This window comes from Variovorax sp. MPBD4-3 (assembly GCF_058809745.1).
This window is the reverse complement of the sequence record NZ_JBXASW010000016.1, coordinates 1-23,688: the sequence shown is the minus strand read 5'-3', so window position 1 is coordinate 23,688 and position 23,688 is coordinate 1. Positions and strand designations below refer to the sequence as shown.

General features: G+C 67.6%; 22 protein-coding genes. 16 read left to right on the top strand and 6 right to left on the bottom strand.

What is annotated here, in order from left to right:
• Nucleotides 1-71: 71 nt before the first annotated feature.
• Nucleotides 72-1,940: a glycosyltransferase family 2 protein gene (locus AC1RVW_RS12375; protein WP_493200176.1), complete on the top strand. Its 1,869-nt coding sequence runs from the start codon at nucleotides 72-74 to the stop codon at nucleotides 1,938-1,940.
• A complete protein-coding gene (locus AC1RVW_RS12370) occupies nucleotides 1,940-2,923 on the top strand; it encodes a glycosyltransferase family 2 protein (RefSeq protein ID WP_493200174.1) in 984 nt (327 codons plus the stop codon). The genes AC1RVW_RS12375 and AC1RVW_RS12370 overlap by 1 nt, the downstream gene beginning before the upstream one ends.
• An 8-nt stretch (nucleotides 2,924-2,931) precedes the next feature.
• On the opposite strand, the gene AC1RVW_RS12365 is transcribed toward AC1RVW_RS12370, so the two are convergent.
• A complete protein-coding gene (locus AC1RVW_RS12365) occupies nucleotides 2,932-3,705 on the bottom strand; it encodes a glycosyltransferase family 2 protein (RefSeq protein ID WP_493200172.1) in 774 nt (257 codons plus the stop codon).
• Between the two features lie 45 nt (nucleotides 3,706-3,750).
• On the opposite strand from AC1RVW_RS12365, the gene AC1RVW_RS12360 reads away from it, so the two are divergent.
• The 3 genes from AC1RVW_RS12360 (at nucleotide 3,751) to slmA (ending at nucleotide 6,658) form a co-directional block, all read left to right on the top strand.
• A complete protein-coding gene (locus AC1RVW_RS12360; protein WP_081268358.1) occupies nucleotides 3,751-4,848 on the top strand; it encodes a glycosyltransferase family 4 protein in 1,098 nt (365 codons plus the stop codon).
• 188 nt (nucleotides 4,849-5,036) lie between these two features.
• Nucleotides 5,037-5,930 carry an acetylglutamate kinase gene (gene argB, locus AC1RVW_RS12355; RefSeq protein WP_081268359.1) on the top strand — a complete coding sequence of 298 codons (894 nt, stop codon included), beginning with the start codon at nucleotides 5,037-5,039 and terminating at the stop codon, nucleotides 5,928-5,930.
• A gap of 77 nt (nucleotides 5,931-6,007) precedes the next feature.
• On the top strand, nucleotides 6,008-6,658 hold the full coding sequence (gene slmA, locus AC1RVW_RS12350; protein ID WP_081268360.1) for a nucleoid occlusion factor SlmA: 651 nt from the start codon (nucleotides 6,008-6,010) through the stop codon (nucleotides 6,656-6,658).
• Between the two features lie 27 nt (nucleotides 6,659-6,685).
• Here the strand turns inward: slmA and AC1RVW_RS12345 are convergent, their stop codons facing one another.
• The 4 genes from AC1RVW_RS12345 to AC1RVW_RS12330 are packed head-to-tail and all read right to left on the bottom strand — an operon-like array spanning nucleotide 6,686 to nucleotide 10,972.
• Nucleotides 6,686-7,747: a malate/lactate/ureidoglycolate dehydrogenase gene (locus AC1RVW_RS12345; RefSeq protein ID WP_081268361.1), complete on the bottom strand. Its 1,062-nt coding sequence runs from the start codon at nucleotides 7,745-7,747 to the stop codon at nucleotides 6,686-6,688.
• Between the two features lie 3 nt (nucleotides 7,748-7,750).
• Entirely contained in the window at nucleotides 7,751-8,683 is a 933-nt protein-coding gene (locus AC1RVW_RS12340) for an SMP-30/gluconolactonase/LRE family protein (protein ID WP_409194833.1), read from the bottom strand.
• Between the two features lie 24 nt (nucleotides 8,684-8,707).
• Nucleotides 8,708-10,234, bottom strand: a complete 1,527-nt coding sequence (locus AC1RVW_RS12335) for a UxaA family hydrolase (protein WP_493200169.1) — start codon at nucleotides 10,232-10,234, stop codon at nucleotides 8,708-8,710.
• Between the two features lie 30 nt (nucleotides 10,235-10,264).
• On the bottom strand, nucleotides 10,265-10,972 hold the full coding sequence (locus tag AC1RVW_RS12330; protein WP_493200167.1) for a FadR/GntR family transcriptional regulator: 708 nt from the start codon (nucleotides 10,970-10,972) through the stop codon (nucleotides 10,265-10,267).
• A gap of 129 nt (nucleotides 10,973-11,101) precedes the next feature.
• Here AC1RVW_RS12330 and AC1RVW_RS12325 point away from each other — a divergent pair, with 129 nt between their 5' ends.
• Complete coding sequence (locus tag AC1RVW_RS12325; protein ID WP_106935799.1) at nucleotides 11,102-11,857, top strand: SDR family NAD(P)-dependent oxidoreductase; 756 nt, start codon at nucleotides 11,102-11,104, stop codon at nucleotides 11,855-11,857.
• A 26-nt stretch (nucleotides 11,858-11,883) separates the two neighbouring features.
• A complete protein-coding gene (locus AC1RVW_RS12320; RefSeq protein WP_081268366.1) occupies nucleotides 11,884-12,732 on the top strand; it encodes a fumarylacetoacetate hydrolase family protein in 849 nt (282 codons plus the stop codon).
• 4 nt (nucleotides 12,733-12,736) lie between these two features.
• On the opposite strand, the gene AC1RVW_RS12315 is transcribed toward AC1RVW_RS12320, so the two are convergent.
• Nucleotides 12,737-13,624, bottom strand: coding sequence for a LysR family transcriptional regulator (locus tag AC1RVW_RS12315; RefSeq protein ID WP_285413517.1), 888 nt, complete (start codon nucleotides 13,622-13,624; stop codon nucleotides 12,737-12,739).
• A gap of 118 nt (nucleotides 13,625-13,742) precedes the next feature.
• Between AC1RVW_RS12315 and AC1RVW_RS12310 the strand changes: the two genes are divergently transcribed.
• The 9 genes from AC1RVW_RS12310 (at nucleotide 13,743) to AC1RVW_RS12270 (ending at nucleotide 23,570) form a co-directional block, all read left to right on the top strand.
• The gene (locus AC1RVW_RS12310; protein WP_493200165.1) at nucleotides 13,743-14,501 is read left to right on the top strand and encodes an SDR family oxidoreductase; all 759 of its coding nucleotides are present in this window, start codon (nucleotides 13,743-13,745) and stop codon (nucleotides 14,499-14,501) included.
• Between the two features lie 138 nt (nucleotides 14,502-14,639).
• Nucleotides 14,640-15,329 (top strand): TetR/AcrR family transcriptional regulator, encoded by a 690-nt coding sequence (locus AC1RVW_RS12305; protein WP_081268369.1) that lies wholly within the window; start codon nucleotides 14,640-14,642, stop codon nucleotides 15,327-15,329.
• Between the two features lie 75 nt (nucleotides 15,330-15,404).
• Nucleotides 15,405-17,201 carry an acyl-CoA dehydrogenase C-terminal domain-containing protein gene (locus AC1RVW_RS12300; protein WP_409194839.1) on the top strand — a complete coding sequence of 599 codons (1,797 nt, stop codon included), beginning with the start codon at nucleotides 15,405-15,407 and terminating at the stop codon, nucleotides 17,199-17,201.
• Nucleotides 17,202-17,248: 47 nt separating this feature from the next.
• Nucleotides 17,249-17,686, top strand: a complete 438-nt coding sequence (locus AC1RVW_RS12295) for a DUF2147 domain-containing protein (protein ID WP_106935793.1) — start codon at nucleotides 17,249-17,251, stop codon at nucleotides 17,684-17,686.
• Nucleotides 17,687-17,807: 121 nt separating this feature from the next.
• The gene (locus AC1RVW_RS12290; RefSeq protein ID WP_493200162.1) at nucleotides 17,808-20,207 is read left to right on the top strand and encodes a 3-hydroxyacyl-CoA dehydrogenase/enoyl-CoA hydratase family protein; all 2,400 of its coding nucleotides are present in this window, start codon (nucleotides 17,808-17,810) and stop codon (nucleotides 20,205-20,207) included.
• Nucleotides 20,208-20,270: 63 nt separating this feature from the next.
• A complete protein-coding gene (locus AC1RVW_RS12285) occupies nucleotides 20,271-20,690 on the top strand; it encodes an endonuclease domain-containing protein (protein WP_493200160.1) in 420 nt (139 codons plus the stop codon).
• Nucleotides 20,687-21,889, top strand: coding sequence for an acetyl-CoA C-acyltransferase (locus AC1RVW_RS12280; protein ID WP_493200159.1), 1,203 nt, complete (start codon nucleotides 20,687-20,689; stop codon nucleotides 21,887-21,889). The genes AC1RVW_RS12285 and AC1RVW_RS12280 overlap by 4 nt, the downstream gene beginning before the upstream one ends.
• A gap of 88 nt (nucleotides 21,890-21,977) precedes the next feature.
• A complete protein-coding gene (locus tag AC1RVW_RS12275; RefSeq protein WP_493200157.1) occupies nucleotides 21,978-22,814 on the top strand; it encodes an acyl-CoA thioesterase in 837 nt (278 codons plus the stop codon).
• 6 nt (nucleotides 22,815-22,820) lie between these two features.
• A complete protein-coding gene (locus tag AC1RVW_RS12270; RefSeq protein ID WP_285413524.1) occupies nucleotides 22,821-23,570 on the top strand; it encodes an SDR family oxidoreductase in 750 nt (249 codons plus the stop codon).
• Nucleotides 23,571-23,688 lie beyond the last annotated feature (118 nt).

Sequence of the window (23,688 nt, the reverse complement as noted above, 5' to 3'; positions counted from 1 at the left end):
CCTCGAGCCGCCAGTACGGCGCGTATTCCACGAAAAAGTTCCTCCTTGCCGCATCTGCCGGCAGGTTGTCTATGAAATCTGTATCCCGGCTCTTCGACTTCTTTCTGACCGTGCTCTGGAGAACCCCTGGTGTCGGGGGACGGCTCCAGCGTGCATGGCGGATGTTCCGCAAGGCGGGCTGGCGAGGCATTCAGTGGGAACTCGGGCGGCGCGTCACGGGGTTCAACGACTATGCGCGTTGGGTTCGAGAGCACGATACGCTCACGCCTGCGGCCAGGACCCGGCTGGCCGAGCGCGTGGCCTCCCTGCCCGAGCGCCCCCTGATCTCCGTGCTCATGCCTTCGTACAACCCCAATCCGGCCTGGCTGCGCGAAGCCATCGAGTCGGTGCGCGAGCAGATCTACCCGAACTGGGAGCTGTGCATCGCGGACGATGCGTCTCCGTCGCAGGAGGTCCGGGCGATCCTGAAGTCGTACGCCGACAGCGATCCGCGCATCAAGGTGGCGTTCCGGCCCAAGAATGGCCATATCTCCGCCGCGTCCAACAGCGCACTCGAATTGGTCACTGGTTCGTGGATCGCGTTGATGGACCATGACGACCTGCTGCCGGCAGACGCGCTGTTCTGGGTGGCCGACTGCATTGCCAGCCATCCCGATGTCCGGCTGATCTATTCCGACGAGGACAAGATCGACGAAGCGCTGATCCGCTCCGGCCCGTACTTCAAGTGCGACTGGAACCCCTACCTTTTCCGGTCGCAGAACATGTTCAGCCACCTGGGTGTGCTTTCGACGGATCTGGTTCGCGCCGTGGGTGGCTTCCGGCTGGGCCTGGAAGGTTCGCAGGACTGGGATCTCGTGATCCGATGCATGGAGCGCATCGAACCTGGGCAGGTCCGCCATATCCCAAGGGTGCTTTATCACTGGCGCGTTCACGCCGAGAGCACCGCGAAGTCGATGGACGCGAAGCCCTACGCCGTGGTGGCCGGCGAGCGGGCGCTCAACGAGCATTTCGAGCGCACTCAGACCCGCGCGAGCGCCGAGCACATCGGGTTCGGCTACCGGGTGCGCTACGCATTGCCGGACACGCCGCCGCTGGTCTCCTTGGTCATCCCGACGAGAAATGCCGCTGCATCGCTGCGCCGGTGTGTGGAGTCGATCATCGCGAAGACGGCGTACCCGCACTACGAGATCATCGTGGTCGACAACGCTTCGGATGATTCGGCTTCGCAGGTCTGCCTCGAGTCTGTCGCCAAGATGCGGAATGTGCGGGTGATGAGGCATACGCAGAAGCTGGGAACTGCCGAACTGCGGAACGAAGCGGTCAGTGCCGCGGCTGGAGAGGTGATCGCGCTGGTCGACGACAGCATCGAGGTCATTTCGCCGGAATGGCTGTCTGAAATGGTGAGCCTGGCGCTGCAGCCCGGCGTCGGCGCGGTGGGCGCACGCCTGATGGACCGGCGCCGGATCCTGACGCACGCCGGCATCATCCTGGGCCTTGGGGTGGATGGCGTGGCTGGCCGCTCGCATCGTGGGATGCCCGCGGGGCGCGAAGGCTACGGCGGCCGCGCCGCTTTGATCCAATCGCTGTCGGCCGTCGCTTCGGAATGCCTGGTGGTTCGCAAAGACCGTTATCTCGAAGTGGGTGGTTTCGACGGAAGCCATCTCAAGGAGGCGTTTGCGGATGTCGACTTCTGCCTTCGGCTGGGGGAGGTCGGTTTGCGCACCCTCTGGACGCCCTACGCCGAGTTGCTCGATCACAAGCCCGCCGCGCGCGAAAGAAAAGGCGGGGAGCCAGCCAGCAGCCCATATATGGACGATGTTGCCTACATGAAGCGCCGATGGGGCTCGATCCTGCAGAACGACCCCGCCTACAGCCCCAACCTCATGCTCGCCCGCGAAGACTTCAGCTACGCCTGGCCCCCTCGCGTGCCTCCGGCCTGATGACGCCAGACATCTCCGTCGCCCTCTGCACACGCAACGGCGCGCGCTACCTGCCCGCGCAGATCCGCAGCATCTGCACGCAGGAGCCCTTGCCGCGCGAGATCATCGTGTCCGACGACGGCTCGTCCGACGACACGCTGGCCGTCGTTCGCGACACGATCGCCCTGTTCGGCGTGGCGGACCGGATCGCGCTGCGGGTGTTCAGCAACACGCCGCCGCTGGGCGTGACGCGCAATTTCGAGCAGGCCGTGCGCGCCTGCAGCCACGAACTCATCGTGCTGTGCGACCAGGACGATGTCTGGCACCCCGGCCGCCTCGCGCGCATGGCGGCGCAATTCGAGGCCCGTCCCGACCTGCTGCTGTTGCATACGGACGCGCGTCTCGTCGATGCCGAGCTGCAGCCCCTGGGCTCCACGCTCTTCCATGCGCTCGAAGTGCAGCCCGCCGAACTGGAGGCCATTTCGCGTGGCGATGCCTTCAGCGTGCTGCTGCGGCGCAACCTGGTGACGGGCGCGACCACCATGTTCCGCAGGACTTTGCTCGACGCGGCGCTCCCGTTCGCGCCCGAGTGGGTGCATGACGAGTGGCTGGCCGCCATCGCCGCGGCCACGGGCCGCATGGACGTGCTGCCCGAGCCGACCATCGACTACCGCCAGCACGCCAGCAACCAGATCGGCGCGCGGCGGCTCACGCTGTCCGAGAAGATCGCCAAGGCGTTTGCGGAGCGCGGCGACAAGCACGTGGCGCGGCTGCATCGCGCCGATGCGCTGCTGCAGCGCCTGCTCCAGCTTGGCGACCGGGTGCCGGCCGCCTGGCTGGAGGCGCAGCGCGCCAAGGTGGCGCACCAGCGCTTCAGGGCCGGGTTGCCGAAGGCGCGCCCGCTGCGGGTGGTTCCGATCCTGGCCGAGGCCGCTCGCGGGCGCTACGCCCGCTTCGGCCGGGGCGGCCATGCCATCGCGCAGGATCTGCTCGAGCGCGGCTGACTAGCTGGTCAGCGCGCCGGCGCCTTGGCCGCGAGCCGCCGGTAGCGCCAGAACGACCCCGACAGCCACACCTTCAGCAGGCTGGTCACGTGCCAGTACAGGTATTTCTTGCTCCGGTGGCTGTCGCGCTGGGCGTCGTGCCGGGCCGTCAGGTCTTCGCCCACCTGCAGCTTCCAGCCCGCCAGCCGGGTGCGCGCGCAGATGTCGAAGTCTTCCCCGTACATGAAGAACTTCTCGTCGAAGCCGCCCACCTGCCGGTAGGCCTCGCTGCGAAAAAGCATGAACAGGCCGGGAATCCACGCCGGCACCTTCGGGCGCACGTAGCCGGGCTTCTTGCGCCCGACGATCTCGAAGGGCGTGAGCAGCGCCCGGTGCGGCTCGGGCGTGTTCTTGCCCGGCTCCAGGATGCGCGGCGTCAGCAGGCCGGCATCGGGGGCGGCCTGGGCGAGCAGCGGCGCCAGCACGTCGCGGTCGAAGCGGATGTCCGGGTTCAGCACCAGGAACCAGGGCGTGGCGCAGTGCTCGAACGCCTGGTTGTGATTGGCGCCGAAGCCCTTGGGGCTCGCGTTCTCGATCCTTTCCACCTCGAAGCCCCAGTTCCGGCCCGCGAGCAAGTCCGGCTCGGGAATGTTCAGCGTGAGCACCACCTTGGCTGTCGATTCGCGGCTGTGGCGGTCCAGCTGGTCGAGCAGCGGCAGCACCAGCGCGAGCTGGCCGTGGCTCACGATTGAAATGGTGATCGGGGCAAACGAAGCGGGGAAGGGGGAGGGGGGTGTCGGCATGGTCTAATTTCGCTCGGGAATTCTAGGGTTCCCCAACCCCCACACATGATTGCTCTGATCGTCATCAGTTTCTTCGTCGCCGCCTTCTCGGTCCAGGTGTTCATGCGCCGCGCGCGCAGGCATGCCCGGATCTACGGCGCCGACATGCCCCAACGCTTCCACAAGGGCCATGTGCCGCGCCTGGGCGGTGCGGGCATCCTGCTGGGCATGGGCGTGGCATGGCTGGCCGCCGGCATCACCGGCACCGACCCGTTCAACGTGTCCTGGCCGGTCACCACCTCGATGCTCACGCTGCTGTGCATTGCGCCGGCCGTGCTCGGCGGCATCGTGGAAGACGTCACCCAGCGCGTGAAGGTGCGCTACCGGCTCGGGTTGACCATTGGCTCGGCGCTGCTGGTGTGCTGGCTGCTGGGGCTGGGCGTGGCGCGCACCGGCTTCGAGACTGTCGACGGCTGGCTGGCGATGATTCCCTTTGCCACGGTGCTGTTCGCGGCGCTCGCCATCGGCGGCCTGCCGCACGCCTTCAACATCATCGACGGCTACAACGGGCTCGCGGGCACCGTGGCGGTGCTGGTCTGCCTGGCCATCTCGCACGTGGCGCTGCAGGTCGGCGACCGCCAGCTGGCGGCCATGGTGGTGTGCCTGGTCGGCGCCACCTTCGGCTTTCTGGTGTGGAACTACCCGCGCGGCAAGATCTTCGCCGGCGACGGCGGCGCGTACGTCTGGGGCATGGTGATCGCCGTGGCCTGCGTGACGCTGGTGCAGCGTCACCGCGTGGTGTCGCCGTGGTTTCCCATGCTGCTGCTGATCTACCCGGTGTGGGAGACGCTGTTCTCCATCTACCGCAAGCTGGCGCGCGGCCAGTCGCCAGGCACGGCCGACGCGCTGCACTTCCACCAGCTGATCTTCCGGCGCATCGTGCGCGTGGCCTTCGCGGACGACGAAGCCCGGCAGCTGCTGGCGCGCAACAACCGCACTTCGCCCTACCTGTGGATGTTTGCGGCCATGTCGGTGGTGCCGGCGGTGCTGTTCTGGAACAACACCTACGTGCTGATGTTCTTCTGCCTGGTGTTCATCACCACCTACGTGGGCTCGTACCTGATGATCGTGCGCTTCAAGGTGCCGCGCTGGCTGCGGCCGTGAACGGGAACACCCCCAGTCTCCGCGCACTTCGTGTCGCTGCGCCAACCCCCTTGCAGGGGGCAACACCGGTGGCCCGGCAAAGCCGGTTCCACGGTGTTTCCCGCGCGGCCAGTCAGTTGGCTGTCGCCAGGATTGCGCGAGAATTTGAGCTTCACCTTATCGTCCACCGCTTTGGAGCCTGACCGCCCATGACCGACCCCGTCCTCAACATTCCCCCGCGCGACAAGGCCGAGATCCTGGCCCAGGCGCTGCCGTACATCCGCAAGTTCCACGGCAAGACCATCGTCATCAAGTACGGCGGCAACGCCATGACCGACCCGGCCCTGCAGGCCGACTTCGCGGAAGACGTGGTGCTGCTCAAGCTGGTCGGCATGAACCCGGTGGTGGTGCACGGCGGCGGCCCGCAGATCGAGGCGGCGCTCAACAAGCTCGGCAAGAAGGGCAGCTTCATCCAGGGCATGCGCGTGACCGACGCCGAGACCATGGAAGTCGTCGAGTGGGTGCTCGCGGGCGAGGTGCAGCAGGACATCGTGGGCCTCATCAACCAGGCCGGCGGCAAGGCCGTGGGCCTGACCGGGCGCGACGGCGGCCTGATCCGCGCGCAGAAGCTCAAGCTGGCCGACCGTGCCGACCCCAACCTGCAGCACGACGTGGGCCAGGTGGGCGACATCGTCTCCATCGACCCCAGCGTGGTCAAGGCGCTGCAGGACGACGCCTTCATTCCCGTGGTCAGCCCGATCGGCTTCGGCGAGGACAACGAGAGCTACAACATCAACGCCGACGTCGTCGCCGGCAAGCTGGCCACCGTGCTCAAGGCCGAGAAGCTCATGCTGCTGACCAACACGCCCGGCGTGCTCGACAAGGACGGCAAGCTGCTCACCAACCTGAGCGCGCGCGAAATTGACGACCTGTTCGCCGACGGCACCATCTCCGGCGGCATGCTGCCCAAGATCGAAGGCGCGCTCGACGCGGCCAAGAGCGGCGTGAACGCGGTGCACATCATCGACGGCCGGGTGCCGCACGCGATGCTGCTCGAGATCCTGACCGACCAGGCCTACGGGACGATGATCCGCGCCCGCTGAGCCCCGAATGCGCCGGGTGGGCGCGTGCTCACTGCGCTGTGCGAGAATCAATTGTTTACATCTTTGCACGCGCTCCCATGCAGAACGAAGAGACGACCAGTGCTTCCGGCGTAGAGACCCCTGCTGAAACGCTCACCCCGCCGGCGCGCAAGCGCCCGAAGCCGGGCGAGCGGCGCGTGCAGATCCTGCAGGCGCTTGCTTCCATGCTGGAGCAGCCGGGTGCCGAGCGGGTCACCACTGCCGCGCTGGCCGCGCGCCTCGAGGTGAGCGAGGCCGCGCTGTACCGCCACTTCGCGAGCAAGGCCCAGATGTTCGAGGGCCTGATCGATTTCATCGAGCAGAGCGTCTTCACGCTCGTCAACCAGATCCTCGAGCGCGAGGGCGCCACCGGCGCCCAGCAGGCCGGCCGCATTCTCACGCTGCTCGTGCAGTTCGCCGAGCGCAACCCCGGCATGACGCGCGTGATGGTGGGCGACGCGCTGGTGTTCGAAAACGAACGCCTGCAGCAGCGCATGAACCAGTTCTTCGACAAGATCGAAGCCACGCTGCGCCAGGTGCTGCGCGGCGCCGCCAGCGCCGACGGTTCGGCCACGCCGAGCGTCGATGCCCAGGTGCGCGCCGCCGCGCTCACCGCCTTCGTGGTGGGGCAGCTGCAGCGCTTTGCGCGTTCGGGCTTCCGGCGCGCACCGTCGGAGCACCTGGAAGCCACGATCGCGCTGATCGTCTGACGGGCTTCCTGCGCGGCGTGCGGCGAATCAGGCCGCCACGGCCACGCCCACCTTCGCTCCCGCCGCGACGATTTCCCCCCACGTCGCGTCGTCCACCCAGATCCCGTCCTTGCGCCGCGCCGCGCGCGCCTTGCGCTCCGGCTCGCCGGCCAGTTGCACTCCGTCGAAGCCCTGTCCCGGCGGGCTGCGGCGCAGCCAGTCGACAAACTCGCGCGCTTCTTCGTCGAAGGACTTCTGCGTGCCCAGCTTCTCGGGGTCGATCAGCACCGTGAGCATGCCGTTGAGCACGGTGCGCGCCGTGTCCGCCTGCCGGTGCCAGGTGCCGCCGCCCGTGAGCGCGCCGCCCAGCAGTTCGCAGGCCACGGCCATGCCGTAGCCCTTGTGCTCGCCGAAGGTCATGAGCGCGCCGAACAGGCCGTTGCCCTGCGGCACCACGACCACGCCGGGGTCGTTGGTGGGCGCGCCGTTCTCGTCGATCAAATAACCATCGGGCACGCGCTCACCCTTGTTGTGGGCCACGCGCATCTTGCCCTGCGCCACCCGGCTGGTGGCGTAGTCGAGCACGAAGGGCTCGGCGCCCGCCAGCGGCACGCCGATGCAGCACGGGTTGGTGCCGAAGCGCCCGTCGCCGCCGCCCCAGGGCGCGACCACCGGGCGCGACAGCACGTTGACGAAGTGCATCGACACCAGACCCTGCGCCGTCGCCATTTCCGCGAAGTGCCCGATGCGCCCCAGGTGGTGCGCATGCGAGAGCGTGAAGATGCAGCTGCCGTGCTGCTTGGCCCGCGCGATGCCCAGCTCCATTGCCTGCACGCCCACGACCTGCCCGTAGCCGTGCTGGCCGTCCAGGCCCATCAGCGTGCCGATGTCGAGGTTGATCTTCACGGCCGTGTTCGGCTTCAGGCCGCCCTCGGCCACTGCGTCGATGTAGCGCGGCAGCATGCCCACGCCGTGCGAGTCGTGGCCGCTCAGGTTGGCGAGCACGAGGTTCGCGGCCACCTGCTGCGCCTCCGCGGGCGCGCTGCCCGCCGCCTGCAGGATGCTGGCAACGGTGGCCTGCAGGTGGTCGGCCGGCAATGTTCTGGACATGGATCAGATTCCTTTCGCGTTCAGCGTGATGGCATAGAGGGAGGTGGTGGCGCAGACGAACAGCCGGTTGCGCTTGGGGCCGCCGAAGCACACGTTGGCCACGCGCTCGGGCACGAGGATCTTGCCCAGCAGCGTGCCGTCGGGGTCGTAGGCGTGCACGCCGTCGGCGGCGCTGGTCCAGATGCGGCCTTCGGTGTCGAGCCGGAAACCGTCGAACAGGCCGTTGGTGCATTCGGCGAACACCTCGCCGCCGCTCAGGCTGCGGCCGTCGGCGCCCACCCTGAAGCGGCGGATGTGGCGCGGCCCGTCCGCCGCATGGCTCGCGCCGGTGTCGGCGATGTACAGCAGCGATTCGTCTGGCGAGAACGCCAGCCCGTTGGGCTTCACGAAGTCGTCGGCCATGCGCCGCACTTCGCCGCTGGCGGGGTCGATGCGGTAGACGTGGCAGGCGCCGATCTCGCTGTCGGCCTTCAGCCCTTCGTAGTCGGAGAGGATGCCGTAGCTCGGGTCGGTGAACCACACGCCGCCGTCCGAATGCACCACCACGTCGTTGGGTGAATTGAGGCGCTTGCCCTGCCAGTGAGACGCCAGCACGGTGATGGAGCCGTCATGCTCGGTGCGCGTCACGCGCCGCGTGAGGTGCTCGCAGCTCACGAGCCGGCCTTCGCGGTCGACCGTGTGGCCGTTGGTGTTGTTGGCCGGCTCGCGGAACACGCCGACCGTGCCGTTGACCTCGTCGTAGCGCAGCATGCGGTTGTTCGGAATGTCCGACCACACCAGCGTGCGGTGCGCGGCGAACCACGCAGGGCCTTCGCACCAGCGCGCGCCTGTCCACAGGCGCTGCAGGCGCTCGGGGCCGGGAATGCGCGGCTTGAAGCGCGGGTCCAGGTGCTCGAAGCCGGTGCCCTCGAGAAAGCCGAAGGGAAGGGTGGCCATGCTGCTCCTTGTGCTTGTGGGGGCCTACATCACCGCGCCGACCTGCCACGGAACGAACTCGTTCTGCCCGTAGCCGTGCTGCTCGCTCTTGGAGTGCGCGCCCGATGCGGTGGCCAGCACCAGCTCGAAGATGCGCTGGCCCATCTCCTGGATGGACGCGGTGCCGTCGACGATCTCGCCGCAGTTGATGTCCATGTCTTCTTCCTGCCGCTGCCACAGCGCCGAGTTGGTGGCCAGCTTGAGCGAGGGCGAGGGCGCGCAGCCATAGGCCGAGCCGCGCCCCGTGGTGAAGCAGATGAGGTTGGCGCCGCCGGCCACCTGGCCCGTGGCGCTCACCGGGTCGTAGCCCGGCGTGTCCATGTAGACGAAGCCGTGCGCGGTGACGGGCTCCGCGTATTCGTACACCGCCTCGAGGTTGCTGGTGCCGCCCTTGGCGACCGCGCCCAGCGACTTCTCGAGGATGGTGGTGAGCCCGCCCGCCTTGTTGCCGGGCGAGGGGTTGTTGTTCATCTCGCCCTGGTTGATCTCGGTGTAGTGCTCCCACCACTTGATGCGGTCCACCAGCTTCTGGCCGACCTCGCGCTTCACCGCGCGGCGCGTGAGCAGGTGCTCCGCGCCGTACACCTCGGGCGTCTCGCTCAGGATGGCCGTGCCGCCATGCGCCACCAGCAGGTCGACCGCCGCGCCCAGCGCCGGGTTGGCGCTGATGCCCGAATAGCCGTCGGAGCCGCCGCACTGCAGCCCGATGGTGATGTGCGCCGCGCTGCAGGGCTCGCGCTTCACCGCGTTGGCGCGCGGCAGCATCTCCTCGATGAGCGCCACGCCTTTCACGACCGTCTTGCGCGTGCCGCCCGTGTCCTGGATGTTGAAGGTGCGGAAGTTCTCGCCCTCGGCCAGGTGGCCGGTCGCGAGCCAGGCGTTGATCTGGTTGGCCTCGCAGCCGAGGCCGACCACCAGCACGCCCGCGAAGTTCGGGTGCGTGGCATAGCCCGTGAGCGTGCGCTCCAGGATCTGCATGCCCATGCCCTGCGTGTCCATGCCGCAGCCGGTGCCGTGCGTGAGCGCGACCACGCCGTCCACGTTCGGGAACGCAGCCAGCGCCTGCGGATTGGTCTTGCGCGAGAAGTGGTCTGCAATGGCGCGCGCGGCCGTGGCCGAGCAGTTCACGCTGGTCAGCACGCCGATGTAGTTGCGCGTGGCCACGCGGCCGTCGGCGCGCCTGATGCCCATGAAGGTGGCTTCGCGCTTCGCGGGGGCGGGCTTCACGTCGGCACCGAAGGCGTAGTCGCGTTCGAAGTCGCCCTTGTCCGGGCCCATGTCCAGGTTCTGCGTGTGCACATGCTCGCCCGCGCCGATGGGGCGGCTCGCGAAGCCGATGATCTGGTTGTAGCGGCGCACCGGTTCGCCCTGCGCGATGTCGCGCATCGCGATCTTGTGGCCCGGCGGAATGAGGCCGCGCACGGCCACGTTCTCGACCGTGGTGCCGCCGAGCAGTTGGGAGCGCGCGATGACGACGTCGTCGGCGGGGTGGAGTCGGATGTAGGGGGTCATGGTGGGGTGTCTGCCGGCGCTTGTTTGTTGTCAGGAGGCCTTCGCGCGGCGCCAGCTCGCGCTGAATCTCTGGTGGAACTTGTCCATGTGCTGGTGCATCGCGTCGCGCGCGGCTGCCGCGTCGCGTGCCGCGATGGCATCGACGATGGCTTCGTGCTCGCCGATGGCGGCCTGCCACGATTCCATGGTCTCGAAGTAATCGATCATGCGCGCGAAGATCGGCCCGTGGCGCGATTCCCAGAAGCCTTGCACCGTCTCGGTCAGCACCACGTTGTCGCAGGCGTTGACGATGGCCAGGTGGAAGGCGCGGTCGCCTTCGTGCGGCACCTCGTTGCGCGCGGCCGTCTCGCGCATCATGCGGATCGCGCGGCGCATGGCCTCCACGTCCTTGCGCTTGCCGTGCTGCGCGGCGGTGGCGGCGGTCTCGCCTTCCACCATGCGGCGCGCGCGGATGATCTCGAGCGGCCCCCACTCGGTGCCGGCCGTGGGGGCGCCGGTGCGGTGCGAGCGGTCCAGCACGTACACGCCCGAGCCGGTTCTTATCTCGACCCAGCCTTCCACCTCCAGCGCGATCAGCGCCTCGCGCACCGAAGGTCGGCTCACGCCCAGCTGCTTGGCGAGGTCGCGTTCGGCGGGAATGCGCGCGCCGACGTCGAACTCGCCCTCGGCGATCAGGCCGCGGAGCTGGTCTGCAATCTGGCGGTAGAGGCGCTGGGGTTCGAGGGTCTGGAGGGGCACGAGGTCGGCGATGTGGGTTAAGGGTTGTCCTGAATTGGCCAAGTGGTAAGGCCAATTCAGAATACGATACACCGCCCGGGCCATCATCGGGCCTAACCCGAAGACACGAGGAGCCATCGGCATCACGACATGAACCAGCTCGATTTCTCGGGCCGCCACGCGGTCGTCACCGGCGGCGCCACGGGCCTGGGCTTCGGCATCGCGCAGCGGCTGCTGGCCTCGGGCGGCAGCGTCACGCTGTGGGACCGCGACGAAGAGGCGGTGCAAAGGGCGGCCGAGTCGCTCGGCGGCAAGGCCTTCGCGCTGAAGGTCGACGTGTCGCAGCAGCCGTCGGTCGCCAAGGCCGTGGCGGCCACGCTGGCGCAGGTGCCGCACATCGATGCGCTGGTCAACAGCGCCGGCATCACCGGGCCCAACGCCAAGCTGTGGGACTACCCGGTGGACGACTGGCGCCAGGTGATGGACGTCAACATCACCGGCGTGTTCCTGTGCTGCCGCGAGGTGGTCGCGCAGATGCGCAAGCAGGGCGACCGGGGCTACGGCCGCATCGTCAACATCGCCTCGGTGGCCGGCAAGGACGGCAACCCCAACGCCAGCGCCTACAGCGCGAGCAAGGCGGCCGTCATCGGCCTGACCAAGTCGCTCGGCAAGGAACTGGCCGACACCGGCATCCGCGTGAACTGCGTGACGCCCGCGGCGGTGAAGACGGCCATCTTCGACCAGATGACGCCCGAGCACATCGCCTTCATGCTCTCGAAGATTCCCATGGGCCGCTTCGGCACGGTGGAAGAGGTGGCCGCGATGGTCGGCTGGCTCTGCACCGAAGATTGCTCGTTCTCCACCGGCGCGGTCTTCGACCTCTCCGGTGGCCGCTCCACGTACTGATCAATTCAATGCACTGAAAGGAAAGCATGAAACTCGTCCGCTATGGCAACCCCGGCAAGGAAAAGCCCGGCCTCATCGACAGCGACGGCAAGCTGCGCGACCTGAGCGCCGTCGTCAAGGACATCGGCCCCGAGCAACTGGGCGATGCCGCCATTGCCAGGCTGCGCAAGCAGAAGGTCGACAAGCTGCCGCTGGTCAAGGGCAAGCCGCGCTTCGGCGCACCGGTGGCCAACGTCGGCAAGTTCATCGCCATCGGCCTGAACTATGCGGACCACGCGGCCGAATCCGGCCTGCCGGTGCCCAAGGAGCCCGTGGTGTTCACCAAGGCCAACAGCTGCATCCAGGGCCCGAACGACCCGGTGATGCTGCCCAAGGGCTCGGTCAAGTCCGACTGGGAAGTCGAGCTCGGCGTGGTCATCGGCACGCGCGCGCGCTACGTGTCGCAGAAGAGCGCCCTCGACTACGTGGCCGGCTACTGCACCATCAACGACATCAGCGAACGCGAATACCAGATCGAGCGCGGCGGTACCTGGGACAAGGGCAAGGGCTGCGACACCTTCGGCCCCATCGGCCCCTGGCTGGTGACGCGCGACGAAATCGAGAATCCGCAGAAGCTCTCGATGTGGCTCGACCTGAACGGCCAGCGCGTGCAGACCGGCAGCACCAGGACCATGATCTTCAGCGTGGCCAAGATCGTGAGCTACGTGAGCCAGTTCATGACGCTGATGCCCGGCGACGTCATCACCACCGGCACGCCGCCCGGCGTTGGCATGGGCATGAAGCCGCCGCTGTTCCTGAAGAAGGGCGACGTGATGACGCTGGGCATCGAAGGCCTGGGCGAGCAGCGCCAGGAAGTGGTCCCGTTCAAGCTTTGAGCGTTCAGCGCAGCACGCGGACCAGTTCGTCGTAGACCAGCCGCACGCGCGCCGGCACCGGCGCGCGCTGCGGCCGGTACACGTAGACAGGCCACGGCTCCGGCGCGTCGGCTTCCAGCACCGGCACCAGCGCGCCCGATTTCAGCCAGGGCTCCGCCAGCGAGCCGATCAGCTGCGCGAAGCCCAGGCCGGCGAGCACTGCCGCGCCTTCGGCATCGAAGTCGTCGGTGACGAAGGCGGGCGATGTCACCGCCAGTTGCCGGCCCTTGCTGAAGAGCATCGGCCAAGGCCTGCCCGACATGCGGTCGATCAGCGCTGTAAGCGGCAGGCCCGCGAGCGCGTCTATCTTCTTCGGCACGCCGGTGCGTGCGATGAGCGATGGCGCGGCCACCACGTGCAGCGCCATCTTGCCCACCGGCCGCGCCACGAAACGCGCGTCGCGCAACGGCCCGACGCGCACGCCGATGTCGATCTGCTGGTCGACCACGTCGGCATGCTCTTCCGACACGCGCAGGTCCAGCACCAGGCCGGGGTGCGCGGCGAGCATCGGCGCCAGCGCCTGCGGAATCAGCCGCCGGCCGAAGATGCCCGGCGCCGTGACCCGCACCGTGCCCTCGTGCTGCGAGAGCGCGCGACGGTCGGTGCGGTGGAACAGCTCGTCCACGCCGCCCACCGCCACGCGCGCACGCTCGGCGAGCTGCCGGCCGAAGTCGGTGAGCTGCACGCCGCGCGTGCTGCGATGGAAGAGGGGCTCGCCGAGCTGGTCTTCGAGCTCGCGAACGGCGCGCGTCACCACCTGCGGCGACACCGACAGGCGCACGGCCGCGTCGCGGAAGTTGGCGGCATCGGCGGCGGCGCAGAAAACGCGCAGGGCTTCGAGGCGATTGGACATGGGAGCTGGAGTGTTCCTTTTTCAGGAATTTTGAAGTCGCCAGAGTTTCATTTACGGGAACAGGCGGATTTTCCACACTCAGGGCATCTCTTCAACACCCCAGCAAAGGAAAGCAGCCATGACATCCGTTCAAGACAACATCAAGGGCAAGGTCGCCATCGTCACCGGCGCGAGCAGCGGGCTCGGCGAATCGACCGCGCGCCACCTGGCCGCGCGTGGCGCCAAGGTGGTGCTCGCCGCCCGCCGCACCGACCGGCTCGAGAAGGTCGTCGCCGAAATCCGCGAAGCCGGCGGCGAGGCCATCGCGGTGGCCACCGACGTGGCCAGGCGCGCCGACCTCGACAAGCTTGCGGCCGCCACGGTGGAGGCCTTCGGCCGCATCGACGTGCTGGTGAACAACGCGGGCGTGATGCCGCTGTCGCCCATGGAGAAGCTCAAGGTCGACGAGTGGGACCGCACCATCGACGTCAACATCAAGGGCGTGCTGTACGGCATTGCCGCCGTGCTGCCGCGCATGCAGGCGCAGGGCAGCGGGCATATCGTCAACATCGCGTCGATCGCGGGGCTGAAGGTGTTCACGCCCATCGGCACCGTCTACAGCGCAACCAAGTACGCGGTGCGCGCCATCTCGGAAGGGCTGCGCGTGGAAATGGGCAACAGTGGCGTGCGCGTGACCGTCGTTTCGCCCGGCGCGGTGGACTCGGAACTGAAGTTCGGCAGCAGCGACGCCGAGAGCGCCGCCGGCGTGAAGGCGTTCTACGACGCCAACCAGATCCCGGCGGATTCGGTGGCGCGCGCGGTCGTCTATGCGGTGGAGCAGCCTGCGAACGTGGACATCAACGAAGTGGTGCTGCGGCCGGTGTCGCAGGAGTTCTGAAAGGCTATATGCGGGGAGGGCCCGATTGCGGCCCTCTCGCGCATCAATTAACCTTCTCTCGCTGAAGGTCTTTGGCGGACCAAAGTGCGAAGTCCCTGCAAAATAGAACGACCGTTCGTTTTATTCGGGAGTTCCACGATGTCCGCTTCAGCCGCCCCCGCCAAGCCCGCCCGTGCTGCCCAGAAGGGCCAGCAGACCAAGGCCGTCATCGTCGACGCAGCGCTGGCGCTGGCCGCGCAGATCGGCCTGGAGGGCCTGTCGATCGGCGCGGTGGCTGAAATTACCAAGATGAGCAAGTCGGGCGTCTTCGCCCACTTCGGCTCGCGCGAGGAACTGCAGATCTCGGTGGTGCGCGAATACCACGCGCGCTTCGAGCAGGAAGTGTTCTTCCCCGCGCTGCAGGCGCCGCGCGGCCTGCCCCGCCTGCGCGCCATGTTCGCCAACTGGATGAAGCGCACCTCGACCGAGATCGACTCGGGCTGCATCTACATCAGCGGCGCTTCCGAATTCGACGACCGCCCGGGCCCGGTGCGCGACGCGCTGGTCGAGTCGGTCAGCATCTGGCAGGCGGCCGTGCTGCGCGCCATCGTGCAGTCGCAGAGCGAAGGCCATCTGCGCGCCGACGCCGACGAGCGCCAGCTGGCGTTCGAGATCCACGGCCTGATCCTCGCGCTGCACTACGAAGCGCGCTTCCTGCAGGTGCCCGGCTCCATCGGCCGCGCCAATGTCGGTTTCGACAACATCCTCGCGCGCGCCGCCACGCCCGATGCGCCCAAGCCCGATGCGGCCGCCGCGCCGGCGGGCCGCCGCCTCAAGACCGTGCGCTGACCCGGGCGCGCGGCTCGTTCCCTTTTCGTTTTCCCTTTTCTTTTTTCTATCTAGCTTCGACCAGGAGAGTCCCGGATGCCTACCTACAACCCGCCCGTGCGTGACATGCAGTTCGTGCTGCACGAAGTGCTCAACGTCGCCGAGGAGCTCAAGGCGCTTCCGGCCCACGCCGAGACCGATGCCGACACCATCAACGCGGTGATCGAAGAGGCCGGCAAGTTCGCCGCCGAAGTGACCTTCCCGCTCAACATCAGCGGCGACGAAGAGGGCTGCACGCTCGACAAGGCCACGCACGAAGTCAAGACGCCCAAGGGCTTCAAGGACGCCTACGCCAAGTACGTCGAAGGCGGCTGGCCCGCGCTGTCGTGCGACCCGGCGTTCGGCGGCCAGGGCCTGCCGTTCGTGGTGAACCAGTGCCTGTTCGAGATGCTCAACAGCGCCAACCAGGCCTGGACCATGTACCCCGGCCTTTCGCACGGCGCGTACGAGGCGCTGGTCGCGCACGGCACCGAAGAGCAGAAGAAGACCTACCTGCCCAAGCTCACGAGCGGCGAGTGGACCGGCACCATGTGCCTGACCGAACCCCATTGCGGCACCGACCTCGGCCTGCTGCGCACCAAGGCCGAACCGCAGGCCGACGGCACCTACCGCATCACCGGCAGCAAGATCTTCATCTCGGCCGGCGAGCACGACATGACGGACAACATCATCCACCTGGTGCTGGCCCGCCTGCCCGACGCGCCAAAGGGCAGCAAGGGCATCAGCCTGTTCGTGGTGCCGAAGTTCAAGGTCAAGGCCGACGGCTCGCTCGGCGAGCGCAACCCGATCTTCTGCGCCGGCCTCGAGCACAAGATGGGCATCCACGGCAATGCCACCGCGCAGATCGTGATCGAAGGCGCCACCGGCACGCTGGTGGGCGAGCCCAACAAGGGCCTGGCTGCGATGTTCGTGATGATGAACGCCGCCCGCCTGGGCGTGGGCAACCAGTCGCTCGGCCTGACCGAGGTGGCCTACCAGAACGCACTGGCCTACGCCAAGGACCGCCTCCAGATGCGCTCGCTGTCGGGCGTGAAGGCCAAGGACAAGGAAGCCGACCCCATCATCGTGCACCCCGACGTGCGCAAGATGCTGCTCACGGCCAAGGCTTACGCCGAAGGCGGCCGCGCGCTGCAGATCTTCTGCACGCTGCTGCTCGACAAGGAACACAACCATCCCGACGAGAAGGTGCGCAAGGACTCTGGCGAGCTGGTCGCGCTGCTCACGCCCATCGTCAAGGCCTTCATCACCGACAACGGCCACATCTCGACCAACGCCTGCATGCAGGTGTTCGGCGGCCACGGCTTCATCAAGGAATGGGGCATGGAGCAGTTCGTGCGGGACAACCGCATCAACATGATCTATGAAGGCACCAACACCATCCAGTCGCTGGACCTGCTGGGCCGCAAGGTGCTGGGCAACAACGGCGCTTCGCTCAAGAAGTTCGGCAAGCTCGTGGGCAAGCTGGTGGAAGAAGAAGGCGTGAACGAGAAGATGGCCGAGTTCATCAACCCGATCGCGGGCCTGGGCGACCAGCTCACCAAATTCACCACCGAGATCGGCTTCAAGGGCTTCCAGAACCCCGACGAAGTGGGCGCCGCCGCGGTGGACTACCTGCGCGTGGCCGGCCACTTCGTGTTCGGCTACCTGTTCGCCCGCATGGCGCAGGTCGCGCTGCGCGAGATCGCGGCCGGCAACACCGACCCGTTCTACGTCGCCAAGCTGCAGACCGCGCGCTTCTACTTCGCCAAGCTGTTCCCCGAGACCGCGACGCTGATGCGCACCGCGCGTGCCGGCAGCAAGGTGCTGATGGACACGGACGCAGCACTGGCCTGAGCGGTAGTACCGTCTCGTCTTTCCTCAACTTCCAGGACTCGCCGATCATGAAGACAACACTCGCAGCCCTCCTGTTCGCCGCCACCGCCGCTTCTTCGGCCATGGCCCAGAGCACGCCGGTGGGGCTGTGGCGCAACGTGGACGACAAGACGGGCGAGGTCAAGGCCGAGATCAGCATCGCCGAGACCGGCGGCGGCCTGTCGGGGCGCATCGAGAAAGCGCTGGGCAAGGACGCCAAGCCCGGCGCGGTCTGCAGCGAATGCAGCGACGACCGCAAGGACAAGCCCATGGTCGGCCTCGACATCATCCGCGGCGGCAAGAAGGCCGAGGGCAAGGACGTCTGGGAAGGCGGAAAGATCCTCGACCCCGAGAACGGCAAGGAATACCGCGCGAGCTTCACGCCCATCGAGGGCGGCAAGAAGCTCGAAGTGCGCGGCTACCTGGGCCCCTTCTGGCGCACCCAAACCTGGAACCGTGTTCCTTGACCCACCCCCGTAGCTGCTCACTTCGTGTAGCAGCCTCCCCCTCAAGGGGGCAACACCAGCGGCCCGGCAAAGCCGGTTCCGCGGTGTTCCCCGAACCGAATCAAAACTTCGAAGCCCAGTTATGTCCCGATTTCAAGTGAAGAAGGTCGCCGTGCTCGGCGCCGGCGTGATGGGCGCGCAGATTGCGGCCCACCTCGTCAACGTACGCGTGCCTGTTGTCCTGTTCGATCTGGCCGCAAAAGAAGGCCCGAAGAACGGCATCGTCACGCGCGCCATCGACAACCTCAAGAAGCTCAAGCCCGCGCCGCTCGGCGACGTGGCCGACGCCGTGCTGATCGAGCAGGCCAACTACGAAGACGACCTGGCCAAGCTCGGCGAGTGCGACCTCGTCATCGAGGCCATTGCAGAGCGCATGGACTGGAAGCTCGACCTCTACAGGAAGATCGCGCCGCACGTCGCCAAGCATTCGATCCTGGCCTCGAACACCTCGGGCCTGTCGATCACCAAGCTCAGCGAGGCGCTGCCCGAAGCGCTGAAGCCGCGCTTCTGCGGCATCCACTTCTTCAACCCGCCGCGCTACATGTTCCTGGTGGAGCTGATCAACACGCCCACCACGCAGCCGCAGGTGCTCGACGACCTCGAAGCCTTCGTCACCAGCACGCTGGGCAAGGGCGTGGTGCGCGCGCACGACACGCCCAACTTCATCGCCAACCGCGTCGGCATCGCGGGCATGCTGGCCACGCTGAAGGAGGTCGAGAAGTTCGGCCTGACGCCCGACGTGGTGGACGACCTCACCGGCAAGAAGCTGGGCCGTGCCAGCTCCGGCACCTTCCGCACCGCCGACGTGGTGGGCCTCGACACGATGGCCCATGTCGTGAAGACGCTGCAGGACAACCTGAACGCCGAGACCGACCCTTTCTACGCCAACTTCGCGACGCCGCCGGTGCTCGCCAAGCTGCTGGAGCTGGGCAACCTGGGCCAGAAGACCAAGGCCGGCTTCTTCAAGAAGGTGGGCCGCGACATCCTGCGCTTCGACCTGAAGAGCGGCGAATACTTGCCCGCCGGCGCCAAGGCCGACGAGGTGTACGGCCGCATGCTGAAGAAGCCTGCGGGCGAGCGCCTGAAGCTGCTGCGCGAGAGCGAAGGACCGCAGGGGCAGTTTCTCTGGGCCATCCTGCGCGACGGCTTCCACTACGCCGCCGTGCACCTGGCCGACATCGCCGAGAGCGCGCGCGACATCGACTTCGCCATGCGCTGGGGCTTCGGCATGAAGCAGGGCCCGTTCGAGCTGTGGCAGGAAGCCGGCTGGGCGCAGGTCGCCAAGTGGGTGCAGGAAGACATCGACGCCGGCAAGGCGCTGAGCAGCGCACCGCTGCCCAGGTGGGTGTTCGAAGGCCCGGTGGCCGAGGCGGGCGGCGTGCATACGCCAGAAGGCTCGTGGAGCGCATCGCAGAACAGGTTCGTGCCGCAGCGCAGGCTGCCGGTGCATGACCGCCAGCTGTTCCCCGAGAGCGTGCTCGGCGCGAACGCCGCCGATGCCAACACGGCCGGCACCACCATCAGCGACGAAGGCGACGTGCGCGTGTGGACGCTGGACGGTGAAGTGCTCATCGCCAGCATCCATTCGAAGATGCACGCCATCAGCCCCGACGTGGCCGAGGCGCTGGGCGCTGCGGTCGAGCTGGCCGAGGCCGAATACAAGGGTCTGGTGATCTGGTCGCCCGACGAGGTGTTCTCGGTCGGCGCCGACCTGCAGGCCATGCTGCCGGCCTTCGTGGTCGCCGGCATCGGCGCGGTCGAAGGCGCCGAGGAAGAGCTGCAGAACGTCATGCTCAAGATCCGCTATGCCAACGTGCCGGTGATCTCCGCCGTGCGCGGCATGGCGCTGGGCGGCGGCTGCGAGCTGGCCGTGCATTCGGCGAAGCGCGTGGCCGCGATGGAAAGTTATATCGGCCTGGTCGAGGTGGGCGTGGGCCTGATTCCCGGCGCCGGCGGCCTGACCTACATCGCCCGCCGCGCAGCCGAGAACGCCGCGGCTTCCACGGGCACCGACCTGCTGCCGTTCCTGACCGAAGGCTTCACCGCCGCCGCGATGGCGAAGGTGGGCACGGGTGCGCTCGACTCGAAGAAGCTCGGCTACCTGCTCGACAGCGACGTGATCGTGCCGAACAAGGACGAGCTGCTGTACGTGGCGCTGCAGCAGGCCAAGGCCATGGCCGACGCCGGCTACCGCCCGCCGCTGCGCCGCAGCTTCCGCGTGGCGGGCCGCAGCGGCGCCGCGACCATCAAGGGGCAGCTCGTGAACATGCGCGACGGCGGCTTCATCAGCGCCCACGACTTCCACATCGCCAGCCTGATCGCCAACGTGGTCACCGGCGGCGACGTGGACGCGGGCTCGCTCGTGACCGAGGAATACGTGATGGCGCTGGAACGCAAGGCGTTCTGCTCGCTGATCGTGCATCCGAAGACGCAGGAGCGGATCATGGGGATGCTGAGCACGGGCAAGCCGGTGCGCAACTGATTTCCGCATCCCTCCTTCCCCTTCCGGGGGAAGGCCGGGATGGGGGCTCTCCAACCAAGCACGATGCGAAACCAGTCCACTCCCAATGCCCGAGCGAATGCGCAAGTGCTTCGCCGGGAGATGACGGATTCCGAGCGCAAGCTCTGGGGTGGACTGCGCTCGGAGCAACTGGGCGTGAAGTTCCGGCGCCAGCATCCGCTGGGCAACTACATCGCGGACTTTGCTTGTCTGGCCCCGAAGTTGATCGTCGAACTCGACGGTTCCCAACATCAGGCCCAGCAGGTCTATGACGCGAGACGCGACGCCTTTTTTCGCGAACAAGGCTTCGATGTATTGCGCTTCGCATCGAATGAACCGTTCATCAATTTCGATGGGGTGCGCCAGGCCATCGCCAACCGACTTGTCGAGTTGACGCAGCCGGCCCCCATCCCAGCCTTCCCCCGGAGGGGGAAGGAGCAAGAAAATTCAGGAGCTTCCTCATGAGCAGCAAACAAGTCCAAGACGCCTACATCGTCTCCGCCACCCGCACCCCCATCGGCAAGTCGCACCGCGGCTATTTCCGCAACTACCGCCCCGACGACCTGCTGGCCACCACGCTGCGTGCCGCATTGGCCGCCGTGCCCAGCCTCGACCCCAAGGCCATCGAAGACATCATCTGCGGCTGCGCGATTCCCGAATCGCAGCAGGGCCTGAACGTCGCGCGCATCGGCGCGGTGCTCGCCGGGCTGCCGACCAGCGTCGGCGGCATCACCGTCAACCGCTTCTGCGCATCGGGCCTGTCGGCCGTGCAGATGGCCGCCGACCGCATCCGCGTGGGCGAGGCCGACGTGATGATCGCCGCCGGCGTCGAGAGCATGAGCATGGTGCCGATGATGGGCAACTCGCCCTCGCTGTCGCCTTCCATCTTCGAACGCGAAGGCGACGTGGGCATCGCCTACGGCATGGGCCTCACCGCCGAGAAGGTCGCGCAGCAGTGGAAGGTGAGCCGCCAGGCGCAGGACGAGTTCGCGCTCGCCTCGCACCAGAAGGCGCTGGCCGCGCAGAAGGCCGGCAAGTTCGCCGACGAGATCACGCCCATCGAAGTGACCGACCGCACGCCCGACCTGGAGACCGGCGAGTCGATCGCGAAGACGCGCACCGTCAGCCTCGACGAAGGCGCGCGCCCCGACACCAGCATCGAAGGCCTGGCCAGGCTGCGCACCGTGTTCGCCGCGCGCGGCACTGTCACGGCCGGCAACAGCTCGCAGACCTCGGACGGCGCCGGTGCGCTGATCCTGGCGAGCGAAAAGGCCGTGAAGCAGTACGGCCTGACGCCGCTCGCACGCTTCGTGAGCTTTGCCAGCAAGGGCGTGCCGCCGCACATCATGGGCATCGGCCCCATCGAAGCGATTCCCGCCGCGCTACGCTACGCGGGCCTGAAGCACGAGGACATCGACTGGTTCGAGCTGAACGAAGCCTTCGCCGCGCAGTCGCTGGCCGTCATCAACACGCTGGGGCTCGATCCGTCGAAGGTCAACCCGATGGGCGGCGCCATCGCGCTGGGCCATCCGCTCGGTGCGACGGGCGCCATCCGCTCGGCCACGGTGGTGCACGCGCTGCGCCGCGAGAACCTGAAGTACGGCATGGTCACGATGTGCGTGGGCATGGGGCAGGGCGCCGCCGGGATCTTCGAGCGGGTCTGAGCATGACCCCCTGGCTGTGCCGCGCCGCAGCCAGGGGCGTCCCGCACACGACTGCGCGAGCGCACCCACCGGAGGCACACTGCCGATCATGACGACGAGCACGCACCCCTTCGACAAAGCCCTGAGGATCCACCACAGCGACATCCGCGTGGGGCACTTCACCGGCACCACCAGCCCCGACTACTGGAACATGGTCGGGCCGTTCGGCGGCACCACGGCGGCGCTGGTGCTGCAGTCGGTGATGCAGCACCCCGACGTGCTCGGCACGCCCATCGCGCTCACCGTCAACTACGCCGCCGCGCTCGAGGCGGGCGCTTTCGACATCCAGGCCACGGCCGTGCGCACCAACCGCTCGACACAGCACTGGACAGTGCAGGTCACGCAGCCCGGCCCCGGCGGCGCGCCCAACATGACGACCACCGCCACCGTGGTGACGGCCGCGCGCCGCGACACCTGGGGCGAGGGCGACATGCCGATGCCCGAGGCGCCGCGGCCCGAGACCGTCGACCGCATGAGCATCGGCCCATCGGGCGTGGCGTGGATCGACCAGTACGAGATGCGCCCCTTCAGCGGCGGCATTCCCGCGAAGTGGGACGGCAGCCTGCAACACAGCGAAACCCGCATCTGGCTGCGCGACGCCCAACCGCGCCCGCTCGACTTCGCCTCGCTCGCCGCGATGAGCGACGTGTTCTATCCGCGCGTGTGGCTGCGCCGGGCGAGGCACGTGCCGGCGGGCACGGTGTCGATCACCACCTACTTCCACGCCGGCCCGGCGCAACTGGCAGAGGTCGGCACGGGCTACCTGCTCGGCCGTGCGGCGGGGCAGCAGTTCTTCAACGGTTTCTTCGACCAGACGGCGCATCTGTGGAGCGAGAAGGGCGTGCTGCTGGCCACCTCCAACCAGATCGTCTACTACAAGGAATAAAGAAACATGGCCGCATTGCAGAAAGCCGCGCTCATCGTCGGCGCCGGCGACGCCACCGGCGGTGCCATCGCACGCCGCTTCGCACGCGAGGGTTTCGCCACCTGCGTCACCCGGCGCAGCCTCGACAAGCTGCAGCCGCTGGTCGCGCAGATCGAGGCCGACGGCGGCCGCGCCCATGCCTTTGCCTGCGATGCGCGCAAGGAGGAAGAAGTGGTCGCGCTCGTCGAGCAGATCGAATCGACCGTCGGGCCGATCGAGGTGATGGTGTTCAACATCGGCGCCAACGTGCCCGAGAGCATCCTCAGCGAGACTGCGCGCAAGTACTTCAAGGTGTGGGAGATGGCCTGCTTCTCGGGCTTCCTCAACGGGCGCGAGGTGGCCAAGCGGATGGTGGCGCGCGAGATGCCCAAGGGTGGGCACCGCGGCACGATCATCTTCACCGGCGCGACGGCGTCGCTGCGCGGCGCGGCGAACTTCGGCGCGTTCTCGGGCGCCAAGATGGCGCTGCGCGCGCTGGCCCAGTCGATGGCGCGCGAACTGGGTCCGCAGGGCATTCACGTGGCGCACGTGGTGGTCGACGGCGCCATCGACACCGAGTTCATCCGCAGCAACTTCCCCGAGCGCTATGCGCTGAAGGAAAGCGACGGCATCCTGAACCCCGACCACATTGCCGACAGCTACTGGATGCTCCATTCGCAGCCGCGCGATGCGTGGACGCACGAACTCGATCTGCGTCCTTGGTCGGAGAAGTTCTGAAAATGAAGCGTTGTTGTTCGGGGCTTGCTCACGCCGGCGGGGTACCTTGCTCCGCGAATGTCCCCCGGCCTGCGGCCTCCTCCTTTATTTCGCTGCGCAAGGCACCCCGCCGTCGTGA